The organism is Rhizobium pantanalense (genome assembly GCF_030182525.1).
Taxonomy (GTDB): Bacteria; Pseudomonadota; Alphaproteobacteria; order Rhizobiales; family Rhizobiaceae; genus Rhizobium.
Window position 1 is genome coordinate 461,624 of the sequence record NZ_JAQJCH010000010.1, and the last position, 21,913, is coordinate 483,536.

The 21,913-nt window shown below is 59.2% G+C and carries 19 protein-coding genes and 2 pseudogenes; 8 read left to right on the top strand and 13 right to left on the bottom strand.

Annotated features, from left to right (window positions below):
* Positions 1-154: 154 nt before the first annotated feature.
* From PH558_RS25575 to PH558_RS34400, 3 genes and pseudogenes are all read left to right on the top strand, one after another.
* Entirely contained in the window at positions 155-1,849 is a 1,695-nt protein-coding gene (locus PH558_RS25575) for an MFS transporter (RefSeq protein ID WP_285207310.1), read from the top strand.
* On the top strand, positions 1,849-2,997 hold the full coding sequence (locus tag PH558_RS25580; protein WP_285207312.1) for an HlyD family secretion protein: 1,149 nt from the start codon (positions 1,849-1,851) through the stop codon (positions 2,995-2,997). The genes PH558_RS25575 and PH558_RS25580 overlap by 1 nt, the downstream gene beginning before the upstream one ends.
* A gap of 311 nt (positions 2,998-3,308) precedes the next feature.
* Positions 3,309-3,492, top strand: a pseudogene (locus PH558_RS34400) (hypothetical protein); the annotation flags it as partial.
* A 33-nt stretch (positions 3,493-3,525) separates the two neighbouring features.
* Here PH558_RS34400 and PH558_RS25585 read toward each other — a convergent pair.
* Both PH558_RS25585 and PH558_RS25590 read right to left on the bottom strand, forming a co-directional pair.
* Entirely contained in the window at positions 3,526-5,571 is a 2,046-nt protein-coding gene (locus PH558_RS25585) for a xanthine dehydrogenase family protein molybdopterin-binding subunit (protein ID WP_350223824.1), read from the bottom strand.
* 118 nt (positions 5,572-5,689) lie between these two features.
* On the bottom strand, positions 5,690-6,142 hold the full coding sequence (locus PH558_RS25590; protein WP_285207314.1) for a (2Fe-2S)-binding protein: 453 nt from the start codon (positions 6,140-6,142) through the stop codon (positions 5,690-5,692).
* Between the two features lie 304 nt (positions 6,143-6,446).
* On the opposite strand from PH558_RS25590, the gene PH558_RS25595 reads away from it, so the two are divergent.
* Positions 6,447-7,754, top strand: coding sequence for a cytochrome c (locus PH558_RS25595; RefSeq protein WP_285207318.1), 1,308 nt, complete (start codon positions 6,447-6,449; stop codon positions 7,752-7,754).
* Positions 7,755-7,872: 118 nt separating this feature from the next.
* A complete protein-coding gene (locus PH558_RS25600) occupies positions 7,873-8,028 on the top strand; it encodes a CsbD family protein (protein ID WP_285207364.1) in 156 nt (51 codons plus the stop codon).
* Between the two features lie 200 nt (positions 8,029-8,228).
* On the opposite strand, the gene PH558_RS25605 is transcribed toward PH558_RS25600, so the two are convergent.
* From PH558_RS25605 to PH558_RS25630, 6 genes are all read right to left on the bottom strand, one after another.
* On the bottom strand, positions 8,229-8,510 hold the full coding sequence (locus tag PH558_RS25605) for a hypothetical protein (protein ID WP_285207320.1): 282 nt from the start codon (positions 8,508-8,510) through the stop codon (positions 8,229-8,231).
* A gap of 528 nt (positions 8,511-9,038) precedes the next feature.
* Positions 9,039-9,278 carry a tautomerase family protein gene (locus tag PH558_RS25610; RefSeq protein WP_285207324.1) on the bottom strand — a complete coding sequence of 80 codons (240 nt, stop codon included), beginning with the start codon at positions 9,276-9,278 and terminating at the stop codon, positions 9,039-9,041.
* 220 nt (positions 9,279-9,498) lie between these two features.
* Positions 9,499-10,212, bottom strand: coding sequence for an SDR family NAD(P)-dependent oxidoreductase (locus PH558_RS25615; RefSeq protein ID WP_285207366.1), 714 nt, complete (start codon positions 10,210-10,212; stop codon positions 9,499-9,501).
* A gap of 135 nt (positions 10,213-10,347) precedes the next feature.
* Complete coding sequence (locus tag PH558_RS25620) at positions 10,348-11,280, bottom strand: LysR family transcriptional regulator (RefSeq protein WP_285207326.1); 933 nt, start codon at positions 11,278-11,280, stop codon at positions 10,348-10,350.
* Between the two features lie 518 nt (positions 11,281-11,798).
* Entirely contained in the window at positions 11,799-12,446 is a 648-nt protein-coding gene (locus tag PH558_RS25625) for an SDR family oxidoreductase (RefSeq protein WP_285207327.1), read from the bottom strand.
* Positions 12,427-12,639, bottom strand: a complete 213-nt coding sequence (locus PH558_RS25630) for an SDR family NAD(P)-dependent oxidoreductase (RefSeq protein WP_285207328.1) — start codon at positions 12,637-12,639, stop codon at positions 12,427-12,429. The genes PH558_RS25625 and PH558_RS25630 overlap by 20 nt, the downstream gene beginning before the upstream one ends.
* 597 nt (positions 12,640-13,236) lie before the next feature.
* On the opposite strand from PH558_RS25630, the gene PH558_RS25635 reads away from it, so the two are divergent.
* The gene (locus PH558_RS25635; protein ID WP_285207329.1) at positions 13,237-13,911 is read left to right on the top strand and encodes an OmpW/AlkL family protein; all 675 of its coding nucleotides are present in this window, start codon (positions 13,237-13,239) and stop codon (positions 13,909-13,911) included.
* A gap of 455 nt (positions 13,912-14,366) precedes the next feature.
* Positions 14,367-14,448, top strand: a pseudogene (locus PH558_RS25640) (DDE-type integrase/transposase/recombinase); the annotation flags it as partial.
* 43 nt (positions 14,449-14,491) lie between these two features.
* Here PH558_RS25640 and PH558_RS25645 read toward each other — a convergent pair.
* Together PH558_RS25645 and PH558_RS25650 are read right to left on the bottom strand one after the other, a co-directional pair.
* On the bottom strand, positions 14,492-14,902 hold the full coding sequence (locus PH558_RS25645) for a RidA family protein (RefSeq protein WP_285207333.1): 411 nt from the start codon (positions 14,900-14,902) through the stop codon (positions 14,492-14,494).
* The gene (locus PH558_RS25650) at positions 14,902-16,080 is read right to left on the bottom strand and encodes an alanine racemase (protein ID WP_285207334.1); all 1,179 of its coding nucleotides are present in this window, start codon (positions 16,078-16,080) and stop codon (positions 14,902-14,904) included. The genes PH558_RS25645 and PH558_RS25650 overlap by 1 nt, the downstream gene beginning before the upstream one ends.
* Positions 16,081-16,170: 90 nt before the next feature.
* On the opposite strand from PH558_RS25650, the gene PH558_RS25655 reads away from it, so the two are divergent.
* Entirely contained in the window at positions 16,171-17,100 is a 930-nt protein-coding gene (locus PH558_RS25655) for a LysR family transcriptional regulator (RefSeq protein ID WP_285207335.1), read from the top strand.
* Here the strand turns inward: PH558_RS25655 and PH558_RS25660 are convergent.
* From PH558_RS25660 to PH558_RS25670, 3 genes are all read right to left on the bottom strand, one after another.
* Positions 17,094-18,518: an aldehyde dehydrogenase family protein gene (locus PH558_RS25660; protein ID WP_285207336.1), complete on the bottom strand. Its 1,425-nt coding sequence runs from the start codon at positions 18,516-18,518 to the stop codon at positions 17,094-17,096. The two genes, PH558_RS25655 and PH558_RS25660, sit on opposite strands and share 7 nt — an antisense overlap.
* 368 nt (positions 18,519-18,886) lie before the next feature.
* Complete coding sequence (locus PH558_RS25665) at positions 18,887-19,558, bottom strand: aspartate/glutamate racemase family protein (protein ID WP_285207338.1); 672 nt, start codon at positions 19,556-19,558, stop codon at positions 18,887-18,889.
* 52 nt (positions 19,559-19,610) lie between these two features.
* Positions 19,611-20,936: an NAD(P)/FAD-dependent oxidoreductase gene (locus tag PH558_RS25670; protein WP_285207368.1), complete on the bottom strand. Its 1,326-nt coding sequence runs from the start codon at positions 20,934-20,936 to the stop codon at positions 19,611-19,613.
* Between the last annotated feature and the right edge of the window lie 977 nt (positions 20,937-21,913).

The following is a 21,913-nucleotide window of genomic DNA, read 5'->3' on the forward strand; positions in this document are numbered from 1 at the left end:
TTACTCCGGCGGGTTGGGGGCATGTCCGCGCCGGCAACGTCAGGCGCTGGCGCAGCGGGATTGTGCAATCCCGCTTCACCCTCCTCGCTATCATTAAGTAGCGCGGGCTGGACGCCTGCATCGCCGCGAATAGCCGAACCGGAGGAGCCCCGTGGTGTCGAATACCGCCACTTGGAGTCTTCCGCGACCAACCCGCGATCCGAAAGCGGAAAGGCGACAGCACTTTTTTGAAGATGACGCGCCGTTCGACTACGCAGATGACGAACGTCCACCGGTTCCAGGATCTCCCGGCACGCCGCTTCATCCGCCGCTCCGCCGCGCCGTCTACGGAGCGACGTCTTTGATTGCAGGCATGACGGGCGCGCTCGGCAACGGTCTGGTTTCGGCGAACCTACCCTATCTCCAGGGCGCCCTCGGCCTCAACATCAGCGAGATCGCCTGGCTGCCGGCGGCCTACCTGGTGACGAACTCCATCACCGGATGCATCCTCGTCAAATTCCGCCAGCAATTCGGAATTCGCCGGTTCTACCTGACTTTCCTCGCTCTCCAAGCGGTGCTCATAACCTCGCACCTATTCGTAAGCACGCTGGCGAGCGCGATCCTGGTGCGAGCGGCAGGCGGCGTATGTGCTTCGGCGATGAGTACTCTCGGCGTCTTCTACATGATCCAGGCGATGTCCGCTAGGCGTCGACTGGCGGCGGTAACGCTTGGTCTCAGCGTACCTCAGCTCGCGCTCCCGATTGCGTGGATCATTCCCAAAGACTTTCTCGCCTTCGACAGTTGGAGCGGGCTCTACCTATTCGAACTTGGGCTTTCGCTCATCAGTCTCGGACAGGTCGTCATCGTCCGGCTGCCACCGAACGTTAGATCTCCGGCATTCGAGCCGCTGGACGCTCTCAGTTTCGCACTCTACGCAGCGGGGATCGGCTTGTTCGGCGCGGCGATGGGGTTGGGAAGCTATCTATGGTGGACCAACGTATCATGGATAGGCTGGTGCCTCGCAGCCTCTCTGCCGTGCTTGACCGTGGTCGGACTGATCGAGTTTCATAGGGAGCGCCCGCTCATCGACGTGCGCTGGCTGAGCGCGGGCACCCTGGTACGCTGGGCGCTTATCGCAGTGATCTGCCGCGTCGCTCAGTCCGAGCAAGCGGTAGGCGCGATCTCGATGCTACGCGACTTCGGCCTGACCAACGATGATTTCAGGCCGCTTGCCCTGATGATACTAGCTGGCGCGGTAGCGGGCCTTGTAACCAGCGCGCTCCTCGTTACGCCGACCCGTTTGCCACTGCTGGTCCTGGTCTCGCTGGGCTTTGCTGCAATTGCCGCATTCCTCGACTCCTCATCCAGCATCTCCACCCGTGCGCCGCAGCTCTTTTGGTCCCAGGCCTTGATGGGCGTAGCGACAACGATGTTCTTTGGCCCGGTGTTCATCTTCGGCCTAGGTCAGGTGCTTATGAGGCGCGGCGTCGGCCTGACCAGCTTCATCGCAGTTTTCGGCATCACGCAGTCGATCGGAACGCTCGTCTGCAACTCGTTGATCCAAACCTACCTATTTCACGCCCAGCAATATCACCTGGCGGATCTGGCGGCGCAGGCAGAGCGATCCAACCCCACCGTAGCGGCTGCCATCTCGGCTCTAACGGCGCAATACCTGGCCATCCTGACAGATCCCGCGCTTCGCGCAGCCCAGGGAACACAAGCCCTAGCGCAGCAGGTGGTCCTGAATGCTCGCGTTGCGGCATACAACGACGTCTATCTCGCAATCTCGTACACGGCGACATTAGGATTCCTTCTGCTTTTGAGCGTTGTCCTCGTCGCGCTTCTAAAGAAAGCCCGGAGCCCCGCCTGATGTCTACGCCTCCCTCTCTTGCTTCGAAAAATAACGCGGTGTCCTCATCGCCAGCTTCCGGCGCTGCCGCGGTCGCTTCGGCTCCAAAAGGCTGGCGCCCGCCGGCGGCAAGCTTTTTGTCCTATCTCGTCGCCTCCGTGCTTGTTCTTGCCGGGGTGACCGCGATCCTATCGGCGTGGCAGTTGCCGCCGTTCGCAACCGCAGTGGTGAAGACCGACGACGCCTACGTCCGGGGCCATACGACTGCGATCAGCCCGCAGGTCAGCGGCTATATCAGTAGGATCGCGGCTGTCGACTACCAGGACATCAAGCAAGGCCAGGAACTTCTTCGCATAGACGATCACGTCTACAAGGCCCAAGTCTCCCAGGCGCAAGCGAACCTCGACCTCGCCCTTGCCAACCTCGCGAACAATCAACAGGCGATAGCACAACGCGCTTCAGACATCCTGACCGCGGAGGCACGGATAACCAGCGCAAACGCACAGTTGGCGAAGGCGGCGGCGGATCTCAGACGAGCGGTCCAACTCGCGGCGCAGGGCTCAGGATCAGTTAGCAGTCAGGATTCCGCACAGGCGGCGCAGGACTCGGCGGCGGCAGCCGTCCAGGAAGCCCAGGCCGGTCGTAACAGTGCTATGCAAGCGAAGATCGCTGCAGAGGTGAACAAGAAAGCGCTCGAAGCAAACGTTGAAAGCGCCCGCGCGCAGTTGCAGTTGGCCGAGATCAATCTCGGTTATACCAGAATCCTGGCGCCGAAGGCCGGCCGCCTAAGCGATGTCGGCGCCCGCCAGGGACAATACGTGACGAGCGGCACCCAACTTATGTTCCTGGTACCGTCGGTTCGTTGGGTCGTAGCGAATTTCAAGGAGGCTCAGACTGCCGAAATCAGGCCGGGACAGCGCGCGTGGTTCGTTGTCGACGCATTGGCCGGAGCTCGTTTCGAAGGAACGGTCGAGCAGGTCTCGCCTGCGGCTGGATCTGAGTTCTCCGTCTTAAGGACGGACAATGCGATCGGCAACTTTACCAAAATTCCGCAACGCATTTCGGTGAAGATTAGGATCAACCCCGATCAATCGAATGTAGAAAGACTAGGACCGGGAATGTCCGTCGAGGCGTCCGTCGACACTGCCTCGGCGGCCACGCGCGGATGAGGGGCGGATCGAAACGACGGGACCGCCAGGAGATTTCGATTGCTCCCATGAAACGGATACCACGACGCCGCAAATCGGGTCGCCCACACCCAATTACAGATAGGGCTTCAACTATTGAAAGGACACACGATGACCATCAAAGGCAGTCTTCTGATCGGGGCATCGGAGAAGGGCGGGACCAATCGAGAGCTCTTCCGAACAGATGCAGCGACCGGCGTGCCGCTTTCGACGTCTTTTGGTGGCGCAACGATAGCCGGCGTGGAGCAGGCCACTGCGCCCGCGTAGGAAGCTTTCGACACTATGGTGAAGCCGACCTTTCCCCGGCCCACGGCGGCCCCTACCCGGCAACATCCAAGGCCGTTCCACGTCCGTCGCGGTACGCTCGCTATCTACAGGTTCTTACGGCTGGTTTCGGATCAGGATTTTCCGAAGGAAATCCCCCCGCCGCTCCGAGATAGCGGCATGGCAGGCGGGAAGGCGGACCACCGCACCTAGCGTCCGACCCGACTGAGAAAATCTTGTTCGTGTCTACGCCAGATGCTCGTTGACCGGAAGCGAGCGAAGCCGGCGTCCGGTCGCAGAGAAGATCGCGTTTGCCAGCGCGCCCGCCGCCGCCGCGGTTCCAGCCTCGCCAACCCCGCCCGGCTCCTCCTTGCTCTCAACCTGATACACCTCGATCCGAGGCACTTCATTTATTCTGAGAACCCTGTACGTGTCGAAATTGGTCTGATCGACGGCGCCGTTCGTGACCGTGACTTGATTGAACAACGCCGCGCTAAGTCCGAAGAGAACGCCTCCTTCCATCTGCGCGCGGACGGTGTCGGGATTTATGGTGATACCGCAGTCGATGGCGATCACCGAACGAAGCAGACGGACGATGTTGTCATCCCTGACTTCGACGTCGAGTATGTGAGCTAGATAGCTGCCGAAGGCGACCTGAAGGCTGATCCCACGTCCATGTCCGGGCTGCAGTTTCTCACCCCAGCCGGCCTTGTCTGCCGCGAGGTTCAATACCGCCAGCGCCCGCGGATTCCTTGTCAGCATCCGCCGACGGAATTCCAGAGGGTCCTGGTTCGTGGCGTGAGCCATCTCGTCGACGAAACTCTCGATCACGAAGAGATTGTGTGTAGCGCCTACCCCGCGCCACCAGCTCGTGTTCATTCCGTCAGGCTCGTTTCGAACGTAGTCTGCCAGAACGGCACCTTCGTCGTATGGCGTCTCAGCCGCGCAATCCACCGCGTCGGGGTCGATCCCATTCTTGAAGGCGGCCGGCGCCCATCTCGCGAAGATGGAAGATCCCGTCACCCGGTGCGTCCGCGCGATCAACGTGCCGTCTTTGTCGAGGCCTGCCGAAACGCGATCGTAGTAGAATGGTCGGTAGTAGTCGTGGGTCATGTCCTGCTCGCGCGTCCACACGAGCTTAACTGGATAGCGAATCTCCCTGAGCAGTTTTGCCGCAACTTCGATGGTATCGATGTCGAGCCGGCGTCCAAATGCACCGCCCATTAGGAGATTGTGGACGGCGACGCTTTCGAGGGGCAGTCCTGTCGCGTCGGCGACCGCCTTCTGCGCTCTGACTGGCACCTGCGTGCCGACCCACAGATCGGCGCCGTCCTCCCGAATATGCAAGGTGCAGTTCAGCGGCTCCAGTGGCGAGTGTGAGAGAAACGGGGACTGGTAGACTGCCGACAACTTGACCGGAGCCCCGGCGATCGCCTGTGGAGCATTTCCGTCGTTGCGAACGACCACACCCTGTTCCTGCGAAGCGACCTCCATCTTAGCAACGATGGAGCTCGTGCTGACATGTCCGTTGGTACCCGAGCCCCATTCGATCTTGAGCGCGTCGAGCCCCTGCTTTGCTGCCCACATATGTTCGCCGATCACGGCAACTGCGTCGCCGTCACTGGACTTCACCAGATCGATGACACCCGGAACCCGTCGAGCCGCGGTCTCATCGAGGGAAAGTAACCGTCCGCCTTTCACGGGGCTAAGAGCCAAGGTCGCGTGTTTCATTCCGGGAACCCGGATGTCGATGCCATAGATCATCGAGCCGTCGACCTTCGCGGGCGTGTCGAGGCGCCTGGCGCGCGTGCCGATCAAACGGAATTCCGAAGCCTTTTTTAGAGGAATGTTCTCCGGCACCTGCTGAAGAGCGGCATCCGCGGCGACCTCCGCGTAGGTCAGCGCTCTGCCAGATGCATCATGCCGGATGATCCCCTTCTGGACGTGACAATCTTGGGCGGGGACCGCCCACCTTGACGCGGCGGCGGCGACCAGCATGATGCGCGCGGCCGCGCCGGCTTGGCGCAGACGGAGCCAGTCGGAGCGCGTCGACGTCGAGCCGCCGGTCGCCTGGTCGTGCAAGATCGGATCCATGTATTTCGACATGTCTGGCGGGGCCGCCACGAGGCTCACCTGCTCCAGTTCAAGCTCCAGCTCTTCCGCCATGAGCATGGCGCTTGAAGTGTAGATCCCCTGGCCAACCTCGGTATGCGGCATGATAAGCGTGACGCCGCCATCGTCGATCCGCACGAAGGCGTTAGGAATGAATCTCGGTGCAGGGTTCTCGGCCATAGCTGGCCGGCTTCGCAGGGCTCCAGGCAGCCCAAAGGATAAAAGCAGCCCGCTGGTCGCTAGGGCGCTTCCCTTGAGAAAGCCGCGACGTGATGCAAGGTTTTCGATCATTAGGCCCTCAGACTGATGCGGCTTGATGGATTGCCTGGCGGATACGCATGTAGGTCGCGCACCGACAGATGTTGCCTGCCATTGCATCGTCGATCTCGGCGTCGCTCGGTTGAGGCGTGCTGTTCAGAAGCGCCGTCGCCGACATGATCTGACCGGATTGACAGTAGCCGCACTGCACGACTTCGTTATCCAGCCATGCAGCTTGAACACGTCTACCGGTCGCGGTGGCGCCTATCCCCTCGATCGTGGTGATCTTCTGGTCCACGATCATGTCCATCGTAAGCTGGCATGACCGTACGGCCTCACCGTCGACGTGAACGGTGCATGCGCCGCACTGTGCGATGCCGCATCCGTATTTCGTTCCCGTCATGCCGATGACGTCCCGCAGCACCCAGAGGAGCGGCATGTCCTCGGGGACGTCCACCTCGTAGCGCCGATCGTTGATTGTCAGAACCCTCATGACATTCATGCTCCTCAGTGGCCGAACCGCATATCGGACCTTGTATGTCGCCTACTCACATGGGGCGCGGTCATCCTTTGCCGTGCGCATCAATAACCCCTGCGACGCGCCCGAAATTGTATGATCCAGCGCTTGATCGCCCTGCGGGCGCCACGTGTCTTTCTCAAGAGCCAGGGTCGGATCCTACAAGAATCGATTTTGCCGACGCGCTACCTAGCGGAACGCCGCCGAGCGCTTTGCAGTTGTCGACGGCAGACTTGGGGCCGGTCTTCAGAGAGCCCGTCGAAATTCTCAGGTGGTGATCATGAAGCACTTCAGCAGAACGCTCTGGACGATCGGTCTAGTTGGAGTGGCTCTCGTCTTGGGAGCGGTTGCATTTTTCTTTTTGCCTCATGGATTGCGGCCGGTCTTGCCTAGCCCAGGCCAGCCGACGGGGGCCGCGCTCGTAGAGCGCGGGAGATACCTCACAATTGCCGCCGACTGCGCCGCTTGCCACACGTCGAAGGGCGGGAAACCCTTTGCAGGCGGGATGGAATTCGCACTCCCGTTCGGGAGGATTTACTCTTCGAACATAACGCCGGATCCTGTTGAGGGCATCGGGTCCTGGACCGATGACGAATTTGTTCGTGCCGTGAAAGCCGGCGTCGGCAAGCATGGCGAGGATCTGTATCCAGCGTTCCCTTATGCATCCTATGCGCTTCTTTCGGATGACGACGTGCTCGCCATCCGAGCTTATCTTAACACCGTCGCACCGGCAGCCATCTCGTCCAGGCCGAGCGAACTCGCCTTTCCCTTCAATCAGCGATACCTTATGCGTGCGTGGAAGGTGCTTTTCGTGCCCTGGACCGAAATGCAGAGAGATCCTACCCATGACGAGCAATGGAACCGGGGAGCGTACCTGGTTGAAGGGTTGGCGCATTGTGGCGAATGCCACACCCCAAGAGGCCTGATGTTCCAGCGCGTGCAAAGCAAGGCTCTCTCCGGCGCCGAGGTGGACGGCTGGAAAGCCTGGAACATCACAGCAGACAAGAAAGACGGCATCGGCTGGTGGACCGACACCGAGATCGCGGATTATTTGTCCACGGGACACTCTGCTGGCCACGGCTCCGCGTCAGGCAGCATGCGTGAAGCAGTCGATCTCAGTCTTAGCAAGCTCCCGAAGTCCGATATCGATGCCGTTGTCGCGTATCTCCGGACGGTTCCCCCCGTGGCCGGAGATGCCGCGGTGCGAATTTCCGACCAGGCCCGATCGCCTGGCGTGTCGGAAGCCGTCGCTGGGGACGGGCTGGAGCTTGGTCGACACATCTTCGCAGGCGCGTGTGCGGCCTGCCACGGGTGGGAAGCTTCGGGCCAGTTCAACCCAAGAGCTGCGATTCATGGTGCTCACTCCTTCAGCGATCCGAAGGGCGCCAACCTCGTGCGCGTCATACTTGACGGATCCTCGAATGCCGAACGTCGAACCGGCGAGTCCATGCCGGCATTCTCCATAGTCTTTTCCGACGCCGAGATTGCCAACTTGGCGAATTATGTACTGGGTCGCATCGGGCACATACGCGGCTCGGTCGATGAAGAAGACGTACGTCAGGCACGTGGACTCGCTCAATCGCCATAAACACCGAACAGTTTAAGCTTCCACTCTATCCGAAGTGCAGAGTTCGGCTGATGCGTGAACAATAAAACGACTGAAAATCAGCGATCCACGAAGTTTCCGACAGGGGCTTAAGGGCTAGATCAAGGAACAGTGGGGTAAACTTACCGACGACGATCTCGATCAGATCGCCGGCAAGCGGGATCAGCTCGAAGGCAAGATCCAAGAGCGCTATGGCCTCGCGAAGGACCGCGCCAAATCGGACGTTGACGATTGGTATGGCCGTCAGAGCTGGTAAAAGTGGAACGCATCGGTCTGGCAATGGCCTCGGATAAAGCCCTTTAGAGCAAATTTCGAAAAGTCTTTGCCAGCTGGCGATGCGATCGCATCCGCCCTGACCCGAATGTCCTTCGCACAATAGGTCCGTTGCGTGACCTCACAGCCCTGCCTCGGACCCCCGAGGCAGGGCTATTGCTGCTGGGCAACGGTCCGTTCACTTCAGCACATCGGCTCATTCTCGGACAAGACGCCGTCACCGTGCATGCCTTGCTCAGGCGACAATTCGATTTCATCGAATGCGTGCCGACGCAAAAGCTTGAAAATCGCTTCGTTTATGTCGCGTCCGTCGAGCAGGCTAGGATTGTCGCACAACACATCAATCGTCCGCTGGGCGGCACGTCTTGCTGCGATGTCGGATGTGGTAAACTTGCGAGCCCAAAGCATCAAAGCTTCGCGAAAACCGGGATCGTTTGGAATAGAAACGTATTTCCGAAAGGGCATGATGCCACTCCGTCCGTCTTGCAGGCGGGAGCACGTATAAACCCTCAGTCGCCACCGCCTACTTACTCGGTTGGCGACGATGCTTCATCTTACGCTGTAAGAATGGGAAGTCCACCTTTTCCTGTGAGTGAGCAGAGATCTAAGGCCTAAGTCTTCCATGGCGGGGACTTTGGTCCGTATCCACCAATCTGGAAACAACCCGCCCGGTACGATATCGGCTCTCATCCGCTTTTCCCTTCTGTTTCCTGAACCCGCTACCGCGCTAATTCGTCCACGAAACACGTAGATGATCCGCAAGGCCATTGTACTTTGGTGTCGACCAGATCGGGATGATTTCGCAGTGGTGAAGCTCGTCCCCGTTGACGCCGCCGTGCCGGTCGCTTGCCGATGCAGGAGCGAATAACTAGGAGGCGCACGCTGGCGACCGTTCGCCCTCGCTCGTCGAAATTTCACATTGTCCTGCGGGCGGCGGTTACTTCGCCGCCTGGAAGATGTGGTCACGGTGGCGCTGGGGAAGAGCCAACGATCCTAGGAAGGCTTTGCAGCGGAAAGTTGCTTTCTGTATTCTTCGACCGGTAGGCCTCCCCAGCCCCAGTTTTCAAGATCGACTTCCTCGATGACAACGAACGTTGATGCCAACGGCTTATTGAGGACCTCGAGGAGGATGTTGCTGACGCCCGCAATGATGCGGGCCTTTTCCTCAGCCGTCACCGATTTGGTGCCAGGCGTGTTGCCTTCTCGGGTGACCTGGATATTTACGATAGGCATGGAAATTCCTTTCAGTTAGCCGGCCAAGGCAAAAGCCTAACGCCGTCAGATGATGTTCTAGAACGTCTACGTGTGCATCGTCTTTTGAGTAGCAACTCCATTTCCTTGCCGAACCCGTAACACCATGAGCACATCGGATCGGCCGCAAGAACCGGTTCCGTGCTCATTCGCCTTTCGCAAGTGGACCCGGCGATTGCTTGTCGGATCCACTCCCCCTCGTTTACCAACGACCAGCGTTCTGGCCGCCGTCGACGTGGAGGATTTCACCGGTTACGAACCCGGCATCTTCGAGGAAGAGGACAGCCTTAACAATATCGTTGACTTCGCCCATGTGGGCCACGGGATGAAGACCGGAGAGAAACTCGTGCGTCTCGGGCGCATGCATGGGCGTCTTGATGACGCCTGGAGAGACCGCGTTCACGCGAATGCCCGACTTTGCATACTCGAGCGCCAGGCCCTTCGTCACGGAGTTCAGACCACCCTTCGTGAGCGACGCCAACGCGGCAGGTACGCCTGCGATCGGCTGATCGACCAGGCTGGTGGTGATCGACACGATGTGTCCTGCACCCTGCTTCAACATCTGGCGCGCAGCGCGCTGCGTGATGTGAAAGAACCCGGCGATGTTGACCCCGAAGTTGAGGTTGTAGTCCTCTTCAGTGAAGTCGACGAACGGCTTTGCCGTGAACACGCCGGCGTTATTGACGAGCGTATCGATCCGGCCAAAACGTTCTAGCGCTTCGCGTACGACGCGCTCGGCGGTTTCAGCCTTCGCGATGTCGCCGGCGACAGCGTGGACGCCGGCGTCAGTGCCAGCTTTTACCGACCGGGAGGTCGCAACGACATTGTAGCCTTTGTCGCGGTAACCGCGCACCAATCCTTCGCCGATGCCCTGTGATGCGCCGGTGATGATTGCAACTTTCTGAGTGCTCATTATGTGCATCCTTCTCATATCCACAGCCGTTCCTTCGGCCGTCCAACGCCCTCGGCGTCGGAGGATATGATTTAGATGCTCCCGCAGACCGGGAGAATTGCCACCACCATGGCGACACTGTGCCGCTATACGGCATAATCACGACATTCCCTCAGCTTCCGATGCGATACGTCCAAGGTCGCTTCTGAGGCGCGGCGCTGCAAAGTCGACGAAAGCGCGAACTTTCGGGACCGTCATTCGGCCGGGAGGCGACAGCAGGTGCACGGGAAGCGGAGGAAGTTCATTGTCCGCCAGAACGATTTTGAGGCTCCCGTCTTTGACAAGATGGGAGACGTGGTAGGAATAAAGCCTCGTCAAGCCCAAGCCAGCGGCGGCCGATGCAGCGGCCGCTCTCACGCTGTTGACGACGTATCTCGGCGTGAAGTGAACTGAGCGCGGAATCGAAGATCCTCTCGGTGGCGAAAAGCTCCATGATTCCAAACCGAAATTGCTGAACGCGATGATGCTGTGTGCCGCGAGATCGGAAGGATCTTCGATAGCAGGACGCCCGGCCAAGTAGTCGGGCGAGCCAACGACTACTCGTCGTACGTCGCCACCGATCCTTGTCGATATGTTCGACGAGTCCGGCAAATTGCCGATACGCAACGCGATATCGACACCCTCGTCCACAAGGTTTACAAATCGATCTAGCATCAGAAGCTTGACGGACACCGGCTCGTGCAGCCGGAGGAAGTCATCGATGATCGGGCGCAAAACCTCCTCCCCCAATATTGGCGGGGCGGAAATTGTCAGCATCCCGCGTGGGGAAGCCTGTTCGCCGACTGCGACAAGATCGGCTTCTTCGAGATCAGAAAGAATTCGTCTGCAAACGACGACGTACCGCTGGCCCGCTTCGCTCAAATGCAGGCTCCGGGTAGTTCGATGAAGCAACTCGGTTCCGACATGCTTCTCGAGCATGCCGAGTGCACGGCTGATCGCGGTCGGTGAGCGCTTCAGCTTGCGGGCTGCTCCGGCGAGGCTACCTTCATCTACGGCTGCAACGAAAACCTTCATTGCGTCGATACGATCCATTCCTTACTCCCTGTTCTCCAGTTGCCATCCCCGGCCTAGGCATGATCGTGGGGTTGAGCAGCATCGTGTGAATGTATTGCCCACACCTTGGTGCAATGGAAGGAGTTTGTGTCCAACGCCACGGTGATGTCATTTCCGTCCGCTTCAAACGAGAGCGACATGACGGACGAGATGATTGACGTAACGAGAAGTGGCGGACTTGCGACTGCTGCAGCGAGTTGGCGCTTTGAGCGTAGTGCCCTGCGGCTTAGCCGATCCGGCAGCAAGCGGCACAGAGATCGGCCCATTAGGTTCCGAGCATCTGACGCACCATTCGACGATCTTCCGCGCGGGGCTACGCGCTTTGCTGAACGAGAGATTGTCAGCGACATCAGCCGGGGAGTACAGGCCGCCTTGATCGAGAAGCTGGCAAAATATTGGGCAACCGAGCACGATTGGCCAGGATTGATCATCCAGCCGCTGGCGGACCCGGCCGCTCATGGAGACGACACGAATTGTGTGTTCGATGTCGTGAGCATTCACAGCTTGGCTTGTTCGACGGAGCTGAACCGCAATGCTCTGCCGTCTGCCGCGACTATGGCGTCCATCTCCTCGGCAAGCGCATCGCGATCATCAACACCACGCAAGAGACGGCCGGCAAGGGTGTCGAAACGTCCAGCAGCGATGTCCGCAATCAGAAGTGCGGCTCGCGACGGCTCGATGTTGACACCATCTTCAAAGAGCTTTTGGATCCCCGGCAAGTAGGTTTTCCCTGCCTCTGACGATAGCTGCAACTCAGTCATCGCAGTCAGAACAAGACCAGGATCGACGGCAAAGGCGCGCACCTCGTTGCCAATGGTTGTGTCGTTCAGACACTCCGTGAGACGCATGATGGCGGCCTTGCTGGACGCGTAGCCAGAGCCGTGAGGAAAGCTGTTGCCCGTTCCGCCACCGACGAGGTTTACGATCCGGCCCCTGCCCCGTGCCATCATCCTCGGGGCGGCCGTGCGGCACGTGTTGAATGTGCCTCGCAGATTGATCTCGACATCCCGCCACCACACAAGGGGATCACAGTCCCAAATAGGACCGAAGCCCTGAAACGAGCCGTGGTTGTTGATGAGGACGTCTACCGGGCCCAATTCGGTTGACACGCGAGCAAAGGCACTTTCAACCGGCGGCAAGGTCAATCAAGTCCGTCGAAACAGCGATCGCTTTGCCGCCCCCTCCCTCGATGAGAGAGACTGTTTCCTCAATCTCGGTCATCGTTCGCCCCAGCACGGCGACCTTTGCCCCTTCCCTTGCCTGCTGTAGGGCGATCTCTCGACCTATTCCCCTGCCGCCGCCAGTTACGACGGCGACCATGTTCGAAAGGCGGGTCATGCTTGCTCCTATGGCGTTGTAAAATGGATGTGGATACAAAACTATGTTTGCCGCGGCGGCGATGGCAATGACGCGCCCTCACTTTTCTGGATCTCGTGGCAAACATTTGACCGTCCCGACGGTAATCGGATTAGTCGCTCCCGACTATCGATTTGTAGGCCATTTTCCCTCAGGTCGCCTGGGAGCGCGAAAGCACGAGCCTTTGTCCCCATTTTGATGGGATTCGCGCACAATGACGATTGCCGCTCTTGATAGCATCAGAACTGACGATCCTGTCGTTACAAAAGTTCTCCACGGCAAATATTTCACCGCCCACCTCAGCTTGACCTCAATGGAATGGCCGATTTCGGGTCGTTCTCTATCGGCGAAGAACCATGCCAAGAGGATTGGCAAATGAGTCACCGAAGTCTGCTTGTCATTCCAAGCTTGGGTTCCGCACGGCTTTAAACACCCTGTTGCATGATTGAGACAGTGTGGCAGGCTTTGCTTGCATCGGCCAAAGCGGCCTTCCCAGTTTGATCTAGCTCAAATCATCATCCTCCCCGGAGCGGATATTTCTCTCCAACCGACACGAGTCTCGGATTGAAGGAGAAAGAGATGATATCCAGCAACATCGTTCGCGCCACCGTAATGGTAGCCGCATTGGCCACGGCCTGCATGGTGCAAGCGGCTGATCTGCTCGGCGCGCATGATGCGACGCCTGCCGTAACGAGCCAAAGCCCGTGGCAGATACGCCTGCGCGCGCTCGGCGTGATCACCAGGAACTCAGGCCGTGTCGACGGGTTGGCGGGTTCTGACCTGTCCTACTCGAACACGGTCATTCCGGAACTCGATATTTCCTATTTCTTCAACGACAATATCGCGGCGGAACTGATTCTCGGCACGACCTATGCCAAGGTGTATGGCCGCGGCTCGATCGCAGGTCTCGGCGAAATCGGCAAAACGTGGTTGCTGCCACCGACGCTGACACTGCAATATCACTTTACCGATCTCGGCGCGTTTCGGCCGTATGTGGGCGCGGGCGTAAACTATACGATATTCTACGATCAATCAGGCAAAAACGCCCGCAGCCTCGACGTAAAGAACGCGTTCGGCGTCGCGCTGCAGGCCGGTTTCGACTACATGCTCAATGAGCATTGGGGTCTCAACGTCGATGCGAAGAAGATCTTCCTGAGGCCGGATTTCGATGCCAGTGTCGGCGGCGCCCATGTCAGCGGCAAAGCCAACCTTGATCCGTGGCTCATCGGCGCCGGCGTCACCTATCGCTTCTAAAGCAAATCGAACAGGCGGTCTCCTGCCGGCACTTGTTCCCAGCCGATCGGCGCCGCCGTTTCGGAGTGGTCGCCTTGACCTGCCGCCTGCTTGAGCCCCTAAGCCTGGCCGGCATATCACCGGAACAGGGCCATTTGCCCGACCTTATCAAGCGTCGATAACCGCGCTTTGCAGAGCTTCTACATCAATGCAAATGCCTCTTAGATATGACAACAGGGGAAATCGTCGCTGACAATGTCGATACGACCGCTTCCGGCGCGCCTGAAGCGGATCCGTTGATGTGAAGGGATATGAACCTGCGACGCCCTACTCAGATGGGTTAAGCACTTGATTGGACTTGTCGAAGCTGGTTAGGGACGCGGCACCACCAGCCGGTTTGATGGCATAAGCCGTTATTATGACTTCTTGGATCCCTTCGCGGCGGCCGCTGCACCGATGCCGCGCGCTGGATCACCGTCGATAAAACCTACGTGAAGGTGCGCGGACAATGGACCTACCTTTTCCGGGCCGTCGATAAATTCGGCGACACCATCCAAATAATAAACCGGACCAAGCATCGTGAAACTCGACAGGCGGTATTTTATATGGAGTTCTCCCTGCCATCTTCGCCAATGAATGCGATTGCGTCGATTTCGACTAGATAGCCGTAGTGAAGTTCAGGCACTGGCACAACGGTGCGGGCCGGTTTTGCGTCCCCCAGTCGCTGCGCATAGATCTGATCGAAGCGCGGCCAGTTGCCGACCCCAACTATGTAGGCGGTCACTCTGATGAGGTCAGCCGGGGCACCGCCCACAGCCTTCAAGATTGCCAACACGTTGTCGATTGCCTGTTCGACCTGCGTCTCGAAGCTGTCGTCATGGAGCGGCGCCCCGTCCGGCCGGATAGGAAGCTGGCCGGAGATGAAGATATGTTGAAAAGCGATCCTTGCCTGCACATAATGCCCTGCAGGGGCCGGAGCGCGATCTGTACTGACGTTAATAGGTACGGACATCACCAACCTCCAAAGCGCGGCCAGCGGGCCTCGACCACTTGCGAATGCCCGCGCACGACATGATATGCGTCATGCTGCGCAGCGGTTGCACATGCGTGGTTCGGCAGAATCCTCACCCGGTCCCCCACCGCAAGATCGGGTAGCTGCGCACCAGACCCGGGACGAACTGCGATAATTCCGTGCTCCTGATTGGCGTCGGCAACAAAAATGTCGCCGTAAAGGTTGCCATCGATGTCACAGACTAGACCGTAGCCCTGATCGACAGCCTGCTTGGCCGTGCCGCGATCACGCGAAAGCGACATCCACCCGCCGTCAGTGATGATCCAGCCCTTTTCACGCTGATGTCCGATTACCGTCGCAAGAACGCTGAGCGCGATGTCGCTGACCTGGCAGATGCCAATGCCGGCCATGACCAGATCGAAGAAGACGAACACGCCGGCGCGGACTTCCGTCACACCGGAAAGATCCGTCGCATGATGCGCGGTTGGGGTGGAGCCAACGCTGACGACCGGACAAGATAGACCGGCTGCACGCAGGACCCGCGCAGCCTCCACAACGGCCACCCGCTCCGCTTCGGCATAGCGCTGCTGCGCCTCCACGCCGCCGCCCTTATAACTATCGCCAGCATGGGTCATCACCCCCCGCAATTCGGCGCCCGCCGCAACGGCCTGCCCGACTTCCAGAAGCAAGGCCTGATTGGCTGGCGCAACCCCGGACCGATGCCCGTCGCAATCGATTTCGATCATGGCCGGGATGGGTATTCCCGCATTTACGGACGCCTCGGCGACCGCATGGGCCTGATCAACGCTGTCGAGAACGACGACCAGATCGACACCCCTAGCCCGCAGCGCCAGAACACGGGCAATCTTGGAAGGGGTGATGCCGACAGCGTAAATCATGTCGCGAACGCCCGCGGACGCAAATTGTTCGGCTTCCTTCAAAGTGGAGACAGTTGCCGGGCCAGCAGGCGTGGTCATGACCCGGCGGGCAACGTCGACGGACTTGGCGGTTTTCAGATGCGGGCGCAGCGAGACACCTAGACCATCGAGCCGGCTCGTGAGCCGCTTGATGTTCCGCTCCATCCGTCCGGCGTCAAGCACGAGACATGGTGTTTCCAACGCATCAAGAGTCATTGCGATCTCCGTAGCGGCGACCGCTTTAGCCGTTTTCTGTTCCATTACTTTAATCTCCGCTCACCTTCGATCTTGTCCTCACATCATAAAGGTGCCAATTAATGATTTCTGAATGTCAGATTAAGGCAAGAGTTAATGATAACCTCGGACGATCTTGCTTTCTTTTCGGTACTGACTGGATCCAAATCGCTTGCCGAAAGCGCGAGGAAGCTGAATGTGACGCCCCCGGCCGTAACCCAACGTTTGCGGGCGCTTGAAGAAAAGGTTGGCGTGCGACTGATCGACCGGTCGGGGCGACGGCTGCTTCTGACGGAGGAAGGTTCGCTTGTCGCCTCTCAGAGCGTGATTGTCAGTGAAGCGATCGATTCGCTGGTAGAGGCATTGGCCGACCGTAGGGGTGCCGTTCGCGGTCACCTCCGCGTCGCAGCGCCCCACGGGTTCGGACGCGTTCATGTCGCGCCGGTTGTTGAGGCATTCGCGCGCGAACATGAGGGCGCAACCGCAACGTTGCAGCTCTCCGATCATCCGGCGGCCCTTCTGCTTGAAAGCTATGACGTTGTCGTCCATATCGGCGAGCCAGGGCATCTGGATCAGGTGGTTACGACGCTGGCGGCGAACCGCCGGATACTCTGCGCCACTCCGCAATATCTCGACAGCGCAGTCCCTATCCTTTCGCCGGCAGACCTCGCAAAACATCGTTGTCTGGCCATTCGCGAGAACGAAGAGGACGTGACCCTTTGGCGATTTACGGGGCCTGCACAGGAAAGCGTGACCGTCCGCGTTGATCCAGTCATGTCGAGCAATGACGGCGCCGTAATCCGCGAATGGGCATTGGCCCATCAGGGCATCATGATCCGATCCGAATGGAACGTGGCGGACGATCTGGTCGCAGGGCGGCTACGGCAGCTCCTGCCCGAGTGGAAGTTGCCGTCGGCCGATGTCGTGGCCATGCTCGGATCGCGACATGGACGAAGCGCGCGCACGACTGCGTTCTTGTCCATGTTGCGCCAGTCGCTGAAGCCCTTACCCTGGCAAATGATCGCCACCGGCCAGCGGGATCAATAGCCGAGAATGGACTTGGTCTCGAGATATTCCTCGAGCCCGTAGATGCCGTATTCGCGCCCATTGCCCGACCGTTTGTAGCCGCCGAACGCGGCTGCTCCGTCCCAAGCCGGATAGTTGATGTGAACCTGGCCCGCCCGGATCCGCGCTGCGACCCTTCGCGCCCGTTTCAAATTGGAGGACTGCACATGGGCGCCGAGACCATAGACGCTATCATTGGCAATCGAGACAGCGTCATCCTCATCCCTATAGGATATGATGGAAAGCACGGGGCCGAAGATTTCCTCCCGCGCGATCCGCATGTCGGGCGTCACCTCGGAAAAGATCGTCGGCCTGGCAAAGAAACCATGGTTCAGTCCGTTTGGGCGCCCGAGGCCGCCGCACAATAGCTTTGCGCCGTCATCGATGCCGGCCTGGATCATCGTCTGGACACGCTCGAACTGGGCGCGATTGGCAATAGGTCCCATGTTGGTTTGCGGATCACGCGGATCACCAACAACGAGTGCGCGCGTAGTCTTCGCTGCTAAATCTTCGACCCCGGCAAGCCGATGCGCGGGAACGAGCATCCGGGTCGGCGCACTACAGGACTGGCCGACATTGCGCATGCCGGCCAGCACGCCCTTCGCAACTGCCTCGTCTAAATCGGCGTCATCAAGAAGAATATTGGGTGATTTACCGCCGAGTTCCTGAACGACCCGCTTGACGGTGGGTGCAGCGGCCTGTGCGACGAGCACGCCCGCGCGGGTCGAGCCTGTAATGGAAATCATGTCAACCTCCGGATGGCTGGCAAGAGCCGCTCCGACGCTCTCACCTGTGCCATTGACCAGATTGAACACTCCCGGTGGTGTACCTGCATCATGCATCAGCTGTGCAAAAAGGAGGGCGCTATAAGGCGAGAGCTCGCTGGGCTTGAGCACGATCGTGCAGCCAGCAGCGATGGCCGGGGCCACCTTGGCGGTGATCTGATAAAGCGGCCAGTTCCAGGGCGTGATCAAGGCACAGACGCCGATCGCTTCCCTAGTCGTCGCCCGTGTCCCCTCGACCGTAAGGAAGGGATATTTCTCGAGAACCTCAATCTGGACCCGGATATGCTCGGCTGCAAAAGGCACCTGTGACGCGCGTGCAAAGCTGATCGCGGCTCCCATTTCCGTGACGAGGGCCTGCGCAAAAGCCTCGGCGCGCTCCTTCAGAAGGGAATGCATCCTGCCAAGCAGACTAACCCTTTCCGGCACAGGCATTTGCGAAAATGTCGGAAATGCCTTGCGGGCGGCCGCAACGGCGATGTCAACGTGGCGGGCGCTTCCCGCTGCAACCTGCCCGGTCACCATTTCCGACGTCGGATCGATGACGGGAAGACGAGTCACATCCCTGAATTCCTGCCACTGGCCGTCGATGTAGAAACTGCTTTCTCTTTCAATCATAAGGGTTTCCTTGCGCTACAACATGACGGCCATTTCGCGGGGGCTAAAGTGGCCTAAAGGGTAAAATGGGCGGGCAATCAACGGAGGCCGAACGCCGTTACCAAGCATCCTTGACTTCAAACCTCGCATTTGAGGTGTGGCTCGCAGCGGCCTGGCCGAGCGCTTGGCTCACCAGCGAATAGGGGGCGTCCCCGATGATTTTCCGATCGCGGATATGAACCATCTTTGTAACATGGTCGCCCAACAGATGCCTCGTCGTTTGCAACGGCTTTGGCGGAGGTCAGTCATATCTTAGTCAGTTCCGCTACAGGTGTGGCATCGATATTATTCGAGAATGGCGAGGCATTTGCATTCTCTCTTTCGTCCTATCACTGCTCTAAACGCCGTTTCACGTTTTCGATCCCAAACACAGGGCTTGTCAGAACTGGAATGGAGTGTGTCATTCCCCGCACCGCACGCGCCATCGATGCTTGCGCCAAGACGATCACGTCGACCTTCTGCGATAGCTCTTCGAGAGCCTGGCGCAATTGCGCATCGTGGGTCTCCACGTCCCCGCCGGCGAGGAGTTGGAACGCGCCCTGAACAAGCACATATTCGATCGTCACGTCCTTGCGCGCTTCATGTGCCTCACGCTTCAGCAGATCCACCGTCGGGACCAGCGTCGTGGATAAGGTAGCCATGACGCCTATGCGATTTCCATGCTCGACGGCGGCTTTGGCCATGCCTTCGTCAATGCGGAACAGCGGCACAGGGCAAAGCGGCGCAACGGCATCGACTGCCGGTCCGAGCGTCGAGCAGGTGACGACAATCGCATCTGCCCCGGCGTCGACCGCCGACCATATGTAGATCGCAAGCCTCCGTATCGTCAGATTCGACAGCGACCCGCGCTCAATCGTATCCCTCAAGAGGCTCTCGTCGAGAACCGCGAATGGCTTCCAGTCGGGCAGATGTTGCTTCGCGAGGCCCTCGAACTCGGAAATAAGACCCGAAACGGTATGGATGAACGCCAGGTTTCTGGCTGGAGCGCTTGGTATTGACATATGATTCCATATAGCTTCTACGAAGATCTCGCTCATCTGCGGCCCAATCGCATCAGATGGCGCCCACTTCAATTTTCGATCTGTCCGTAAAACGCGACAACCGGAATGGGGTCGGATCGACGCATGGCGCATCGCCCGCGACCAGATCCGCCGCCAGATGGCCAATGCCAGGGCCAGCTCCGAAGCCGTGTCCGGAACAGCCTGCGGCGGCGTATACGCCTCCAATGCTGTCCACTGGTGAAATCACGGGTATGGCGTCCGGTGTGCAGTCGACATAGCCACCCCAAGAGGACCCAATGCCTGCATCGGCAATGGCAGGGAACAGGGCTTTTAACCGCGTCATTATAGTTGCCACCAACCGCATGTCCGGAGCAGGATCGAGTATGCGGATACGTTCAAACGGGGTTGGCCTGTCGAGATGCCAGCGCCCGAGTGTTTCCGGACCCTGGAAGAACGAGCGGCCCATGCCGATCTCGATGGTACTCAGTCGCTTGATGAACATGGGCATAAACGGGCGGGCATAGCGGATGCTCTGCGGTGTGAGTTCGAGTTTCGCCCTGCCGCTGACGGCGACCGTGTAGCTGCCATCAATCCGGCGCGTCAGGGCACAGTCAGACGTATAGATTGCTCCGCCAAAATCCGGCGCAGGGCCAGTCCGTAAGGCGGTCTGACGGACGCTGGCCTGGGGCAGCGAAACCGCGTGCATCCGCAGGAAAGCAGAAGCCCAGGCGCCGGCTGCACAGAGTACCGCGCTGGTGCGGATGGTGCCGTTCTCAGTGACGACGCCACTCACTTGCCCATTGGTGATATCCAGTCCGCGTGCTGCGCAGTTCTGATGAATGGTCGCGCCATGCATGCGCGCGCCCTCAGCTATCCGGGGGGCGGCGAGCCATGGCTCGGCCTTGCCGTCGTCTGCCGCATGGACACCGCCCAGCCACTTGCGGCCGCTAGCCGCAGGAACGGCGGCGGTGGCCTCATCGGCCGTAAGCATCCGCGTATTGACTTCGAACCGTCCGGCAACCTCGCGCCATTTGTCCCATTCGGCGAGTTGCTTTTGATCGGAGCTCGCATAGATGAGGCCGCAACGGCGGAAGCCAAGGTCATGCCCGATCTCTTTGGTGAGCTGATCCCACAGCCGCAGCGCCAGATTGGCGATCGGCAACTCACGCGCATCGCGGTTCTGCCGGCGGCACCAGCCCCAGTTCCGGCTCGACTGTTCGCAGCCGACATATCCCTTTTCGATCAGCGCCACCGACAGGCCGCGCCGCGCCAGAAAGTAGGCCGCGCTGGCGCCGACAATCCCGCCGCCGATCACTACGACGTCCGCAGACTTGGGCAGCGCTTCATCACTGCAGATGTGGTGGATTGTAGGGGACATCGGCGCCTCGACGATCAATAAGAACTGGCAGTATCGGCAATTGGTGCCGCAGAATGCACCTACTGCATCAGCATTTCGGTATTTTGCGCCGAATATTGCCGGCATTCAGCGAATGACGCGGAAAAGGCGGCGCGAGCCTCGAAGCATTGCGAAGCACGCGACAACGCCTGCACCGGTGGATCTGGACCGGAGTACGTGATCTTCCGAGATTCTCCGGTCTTCAGGAGATGCTTCTGAGCGTCTCTTCCTCGCGCTTCGCAACCTTGATGTGGTCCGCAGGAGACGGGTTTCGGGAACGGCTTAGCTCTGCTGAACGGCCGAGATAATGGCGTAAAGCTGCCGAAGGCGTCCACAGCTGGCGGGCCTCGCCTACGAAGGGCCGCCCCGATTTACGAACGCAATGCTCTTGAACGGATCCGAACCACTGTTCCTCATAACAATGTAACCTTTTTAGTTAGTTAGCCGCCAATTTGCGGCTTAGGCGTAGTTATGAAACCTCCTCAAGGCTGTTTCGCCTATCAGTTCGGCATGCGCGCATCGACCCACGCGAGACGGCTGGCGACCCTTGCATATCCGCTCTGATCATCCGGCAGCGGCAGTTCATCCTATCGACGCGATTGTTGCCGGGACGGCCGGAGATGAGAATGGTGTTCAGGACCAGCAAACGAGACACCATGAAGCAGGGCCGCCTGAACCACCAGGCCAAAGCGGCTTAAACAAATCCGCAAACCGTGCGAGAGACTCCGTTTTTCCAAAGCACAAAAAGTCTCAAATCATTCGACGACGAACACGCGAGCCGAAGCGCCCTGCAAAAGGCGATGAGGTGTCAATTGTGTTACCGGACATCTCCGCGAATTCGCGATGAATTCACACCCCATGCCTTGCCATCAATATCAGGGCCGCTGTGGTAACGGCCGTCGCTCTTGCCTTCTGCCTCCTGGCGGGCCTTTGGGCAGCGTCCATGCAAACACTCGCCC

What these genes read in the sequence shown, in the direction of transcription:
- PH558_RS25610 (WP_285207324.1), bottom strand. Translation starts at nt 9,278, where the DNA reads ATGCCTATCGTAAATATCCAGGTCACCCGAGAAGGCAACACGCCTGGC.
- PH558_RS25620 (WP_285207326.1), bottom strand. Translation starts at nt 11,280, where the DNA reads ATGGATCGTATCGACGCAATGAAGGTTTTCGTTGCAGCCGTAGATGAA.
- PH558_RS25590 (WP_285207314.1), bottom strand. Translation starts at nt 6,142, where the DNA reads ATGAGGGTTCTGACAATCAACGATCGGCGCTACGAGGTGGACGTCCCC.
- PH558_RS25650 (WP_285207334.1), bottom strand. Translation starts at nt 16,080, where the DNA reads ATGGAACAGAAAACGGCTAAAGCGGTCGCCGCTACGGAGATCGCAATG.
- PH558_RS25665 (WP_285207338.1), bottom strand. Translation starts at nt 19,558, where the DNA reads ATGTCAATACCAAGCGCTCCAGCCAGAAACCTGGCGTTCATCCATACC.
- PH558_RS25635 (WP_285207329.1), top strand. Translation starts at nt 13,237, where the DNA reads ATGATATCCAGCAACATCGTTCGCGCCACCGTAATGGTAGCCGCATTG.
- PH558_RS25585 (WP_350223824.1), bottom strand. Translation starts at nt 5,571, where the DNA reads ATGGCCGAGAACCCTGCACCGAGATTCATTCCTAACGCCTTCGTGCGG.
- PH558_RS25645 (WP_285207333.1), bottom strand. Translation starts at nt 14,902, where the DNA reads ATGTCCGTACCTATTAACGTCAGTACAGATCGCGCTCCGGCCCCTGCA.
- PH558_RS25605 (WP_285207320.1), bottom strand. Translation starts at nt 8,510, where the DNA reads ATGCCCTTTCGGAAATACGTTTCTATTCCAAACGATCCCGGTTTTCGC.
- PH558_RS25670 (WP_285207368.1), bottom strand. Translation starts at nt 20,936, where the DNA reads ATGTCCCCTACAATCCACCACATCTGCAGTGATGAAGCGCTGCCCAAG.
- PH558_RS25630 (WP_285207328.1), bottom strand. Translation starts at nt 12,639, where the DNA reads ATGACCCGCCTTTCGAACATGGTCGCCGTCGTAACTGGCGGCGGCAGG.
- PH558_RS25655 (WP_285207335.1), top strand. Translation starts at nt 16,171, where the DNA reads ATGATAACCTCGGACGATCTTGCTTTCTTTTCGGTACTGACTGGATCC.
- PH558_RS25660 (WP_285207336.1), bottom strand. Translation starts at nt 18,518, where the DNA reads ATGATTGAAAGAGAAAGCAGTTTCTACATCGACGGCCAGTGGCAGGAA.
- PH558_RS25580 (WP_285207312.1), top strand. Translation starts at nt 1,849, where the DNA reads ATGTCTACGCCTCCCTCTCTTGCTTCGAAAAATAACGCGGTGTCCTCA.
- PH558_RS25595 (WP_285207318.1), top strand. Translation starts at nt 6,447, where the DNA reads ATGAAGCACTTCAGCAGAACGCTCTGGACGATCGGTCTAGTTGGAGTG.